Raw genomic sequence first — 4,266 nt, 5'->3', positions numbered from 1 at the left:
CCGCCCGGAGGGTTCGGCCGGGTGCGCCCGCCGGTCGCCGAACAGGCCGCCCACCAGGTCCGCGGTGAGCTCGGCCAGCGCGAACGGGTCGGTGCTCCGACGGGCACGCGCGAGCAGGACCCGGTGCGTGGCGGCGAGCCGGCCGGTCACCGGGGCGGTCGGGCGTACGGGAACGCCGCCGGTCAGCTCGGCCATGAACGACGGCGACAGGGCCACGGCCGTCCAGACGTCCTCGGCCCCCACCCGGTGAGCGATGCTCTGCTCCTCGGCCGGCCCGCCGAGGTAGGCGGTGACGGGATCCGCCAGGAACACGTGACCACCGACCCGCGCGCGGAACACCCCGCCCCGCACGAGCGTCAGCCGGTAGCCGGACGAGGTGTCCGGGTCGGTCCAGTCCTCGATCGCGGCCCGTATCGTCACCCGCTCGACACGGAAGCCGTCCCCGGCCGCGACCGGCGTCACCGTACGCACGCGGCCGACGCTACCCGCGCGGCGGGAGACGCTCCACCTCCCACCGCGGACGCGCCTTCCGGCTCCCGCCGCCCGCCCGATCACCGACGATGAACCGCCCGGCGCGCTTAGACCCAGATCGCACACGGCAGCCGGTCGGACCGGCGCTACCCGCGCGGCGAGACGCGCTCCACCTCCCACCGCAGACACGCCTTCCAGCTCCCGCCAGGCGTGCTCAGACCCAGATCGCGCACGGCAGCCGGTCGGCGAAGACCTCCGGTGTGCGCGGCAGGCTCTCGGCGTTCCCCTCCAGTACGCGTTGCGCCGTCCAGGCGGCCGCGGCGGCGTCGAGGACGTCGTCGACCTTGGCGGCCGCGCCGGCCGCTCCCAGGTCACCGGTGAGGACGATGCCGGCGTCGGCCAGCAGCCGCCGGCGGGTCTCCGCGCCCGCCCACGTCGTCTTGCGCGGCAACGGGCGGCGGTTCGTCATATGGGCGAAGCAGACCTCGGGATGGACCTCGACGACGCGGCACGACACCCGCCTCACCCATGCGTCGACCTCCCGGATCCTGGTCCGCAGCGCGAACGCCTGGGCCGACACACCCGCACCGGTCAGGCCGCGGTTGATCCGGACGGCCTCGGGATGCGTCCTCGCCTCGATGGCGGCCCGTACGGGAGTCATGAACACCGAGGCCCTCCGCGCACCGACGTATTCACGGGCGAGCAGGTCCGCCTGCCGTGGCCCGTGGTCGGGCAGGCCGATGGGCATGTCGACGCCCACCACCGCGACCGGCCCGTCCTGAACCGCGTCCGTGAGGAGACATTCGATGTCGGCACCGAAGTACGCGGTGGGACGGCCACCGCCGAGGGCCACGCCGACCCAGCCCGTCGCGCACACGTCGGCCCCGAGCACCCGCCGGACGCCCATGCCGCCGACCACCTCCATCGCCCCTGGCCGATCACCCGCCACGTTCCGGTCGAACGCGCGCCGCGCCCGGGCGCGGCCACCTGAGAAGAGCACTACGCCACCCCGAGCCACGTTGTCCACAGGCGGCATGGGCATCGGCGGACGGACGCCCCCTCTGGGACACGGAGAACCGGCGGCGGCTCATCGTCGATCGCCATACGGCGCCGGAGCCGACCGCCTGGGGCATGTTTCGAAGTCCCGCCGTCCGGGACACTCCGTACCGCTCGGTGTTAAAGGCGGGTGGTCGGCCGCCGGTGAGGGGGATGAAGCGGGGGCTGTCACCGTGCCGGCCCGGCGAGGCCGGCCGGCGACCAGATGGATTTTCGTGGTCCAGCCGCCGCAGGACTTGCCCAGAGCCTCCCGCCCGGCTCTCTTGCCCGCTTGAGCAGCTCCTCATCCGCACACAGTCACCTGCACGACTCACCCGGGATCACGAGACTGATCCACAAGACGAGGCCTAGGGATATCCCTACGGCTCCCCGTTAGGACTTCACCGGGTCGGCCTCCTTACGGACACTCCTGACCAGGAGGCGGCGAACGGCGTCACTTCGCCGAGAACCCGGAAGGAGGTCTCGCCGCCGGAACACGCCAGCGGCCCGGATCGTGCGCCGGGGCCCCGGGCGGTGTCCGGATCGTCGCCGCGGTGCCCGCTCCCCTGGACCTCCCCCGCCAAGGCCCTACGGATCGGGCGGCAAGACCGCCGGGCTCCCCCGCACCACGGCCGTCCCCCCAGGGCGGCCGCCGGCCCTGTCCTTCCCGCCTGCCCGCCACCGCGGGCGCATCGCTCAACGGCGAAAGGAACCCTCCGCCCATGTCCAGACCACGCCTCGCGACGGTGTCGGCGACCGCCGTACTCGCCGTCGCGGCCGCGCTGACGGCCGTCCCGGCCGCCGGCGCCTCACCACAGCGGCCCACCGCTCCCAAGCCCGCCGCGAACGCGGGCCGCTCGGCGTTCACCCAGGACGACTTCACCACCGACCCGTCCGCGAGCACGCGCATGCAGGCGATCGCCGACGCGCGCAAGGCGCTCTCGGCGCACAAGGGCACCGCCCACGCGAAGACCGGTGACGCGTTCACGCCGCGTACGGTCGTCGTCGCCAAGAACGGCGCCGCCGACGTCCGCTTCGACCGGACCTTCCACGGCCTGCCGGTGTACGGCGGCGACCTGATCGTCCACCTGAAACCGGGCGGCTCGTACCGGGCGCTGAACGTCGCGACACCCGCCGCCGCGGTGTCCACCACTCCGAAGGTCGCCGCGTCGGCGGCCGCGAGCACGTCCCGCGCTCGGCTGCGCGGCACGGTCGCGTCGGTCGGCAGGCCGCACCTCGCGGTCTGGGCCACCGGACGGTCCGCCCAGCTCGTCTGGGAGACCGTCGTACGCGGGGTGCTCGCCGACCAGACGCCGAGCGTCCTGCACGTCCTGGTCGACGCGGTCAAGGGCAAGGTCGTGACCCAGCGGGACGAGGTCGACACCCTGCTCTCCCCCGCCCAGCAGAGGGCCGCCGCCGCACGCGGCGACGTCACGCCGCTCGTCGCCGGCACGGGCAACTCGATCTACAGCGGTTCGGTGCCGATCGACCTGACCCAGTCGGGCAGCACGTACCAGATGAAGGACCCGTCGCACGGCAACGGGTACACCACGAACCTGAACCACGCCACGAGCGGCACCGGCACGATCTTCAGCAACTCCACCGGAACGTTCGGCAACGGCACCAACGGCGACGCGGCGTCGGCCGGCGTCGACGCGCACTTCGGCGCCGCGGAGACGTTCGACTACTACAAGAACGTGCACGGCCGTAACGGCATCTTCGGCAACGGCTCGGGTGTGCCGTCGCGGACGCACTACGGCAACGCGTACGTCAACGCCTTCTGGGACGGCTCCCAGATGACGTACGGCGACGGCTCGGGCAACGCCCGTCCGCTCGTCGAGATCGACGTCGCCGGGCACGAGATGAGCCACGGCGTCAGCGGCGCCCTCACCGGCTGGGGTGAGAACGGTGAGACCGGCGGCATGAACGAGGGCACCAGCGACATCTTCGGCACGATGGTGGAGTTCTACGCGAACAACTCCCACGACACGCCCGACTACACCATGGGCGAGCTGATCAACATCAACGGTGACGGCACGCCGCTGCGCTACATGTACCAGCCCTCGCTCGACGGCGCGTCGCCGAACTGCTACACGAGCGGCAACGGCTCGCTGGACCCGCACTACTCCCTCGGCCCGCTGACGCACTGGTTCTTCCTGCTGGCCGTCGGCAGCGGCAACCACGGGTACGGTAACAGCCCGACCTGCAACAACTCGACGGTCACCGGCATCGGCAACGACAAGGCCGCCAAGGTCTGGTACCGCGCGCTCGCCTCGTACGCGAGCAGCAGCGAGAACTACGCCCGTGCGCGCACCGACTCGCTGAAGGCCGCCGCCGACCTGTACGGCACCCACTGCACCGAGTACAACACGGTGGACGCCGCCTGGGCGGCCGTCAGCGTCACCGGAACGGACCCGGCCCCCGGTACCTGCCCGAGCCAGCCCGGCAGCCCGTCGGTGACCAACCCCGGCAACCAGACGAGCACCGTCGGCACGGCCGCCAGCCTGCAGATCCAGGCGAGCGACCCGAACGGCCAGACGCTGACCTACAGCGCCACCGGACTGCCCGCCGGGTTGTCGATCAACGCCTCGACCGGCCTGATCTCCGGCACGCCGACCACGGCCGGCACCTCATCGGCGACGGTGACCGCGAAGAACACCTCGAACGCGACCGGCTCGACGACGTTCACGTGGACGGTGAACCCGGTCGGTGGCGGGTGCTCCTCGACCGGCAACAAGGTGACCAACGGCGGATTCGAAT

General features: G+C 72.4%; 3 protein-coding genes. 1 reads left to right on the top strand and 2 read right to left on the bottom strand.

Going from position 1 to position 4,266, the window contains the following annotated elements; genetic code table 11:
* On the bottom strand, positions 1-471 hold a 471-nt coding region (locus ACFFNX_RS43730; protein WP_378212149.1), incomplete at its 3' end, for a hypothetical protein.
* A 214-nt stretch (positions 472-685) separates the two neighbouring features.
* Positions 686-1,471, bottom strand: coding sequence for a DUF429 domain-containing protein (locus tag ACFFNX_RS43725; protein ID WP_378212148.1), 786 nt, complete (start codon positions 1,469-1,471; stop codon positions 686-688).
* Positions 1,472-2,228: 757 nt separating this feature from the next.
* Here ACFFNX_RS43725 and ACFFNX_RS43720 point away from each other — a divergent pair.
* Positions 2,229-4,266 (top strand): M4 family metallopeptidase (locus tag ACFFNX_RS43720; protein ID WP_378212147.1); only part of this gene is annotated, 2,038 nt, incomplete at its 3' end.

It is taken from the genome of Actinoallomurus acaciae (genome assembly GCF_042429965.1).
In the GTDB taxonomy this organism is placed as follows: Bacteria; Actinomycetota; Actinomycetes; order Streptosporangiales; family Streptosporangiaceae; genus Actinoallomurus; species Actinoallomurus acaciae.
Note: the sequence above shows the minus strand (reverse complement) of the source record. Positions and strands in the feature narration are given on the sequence as shown.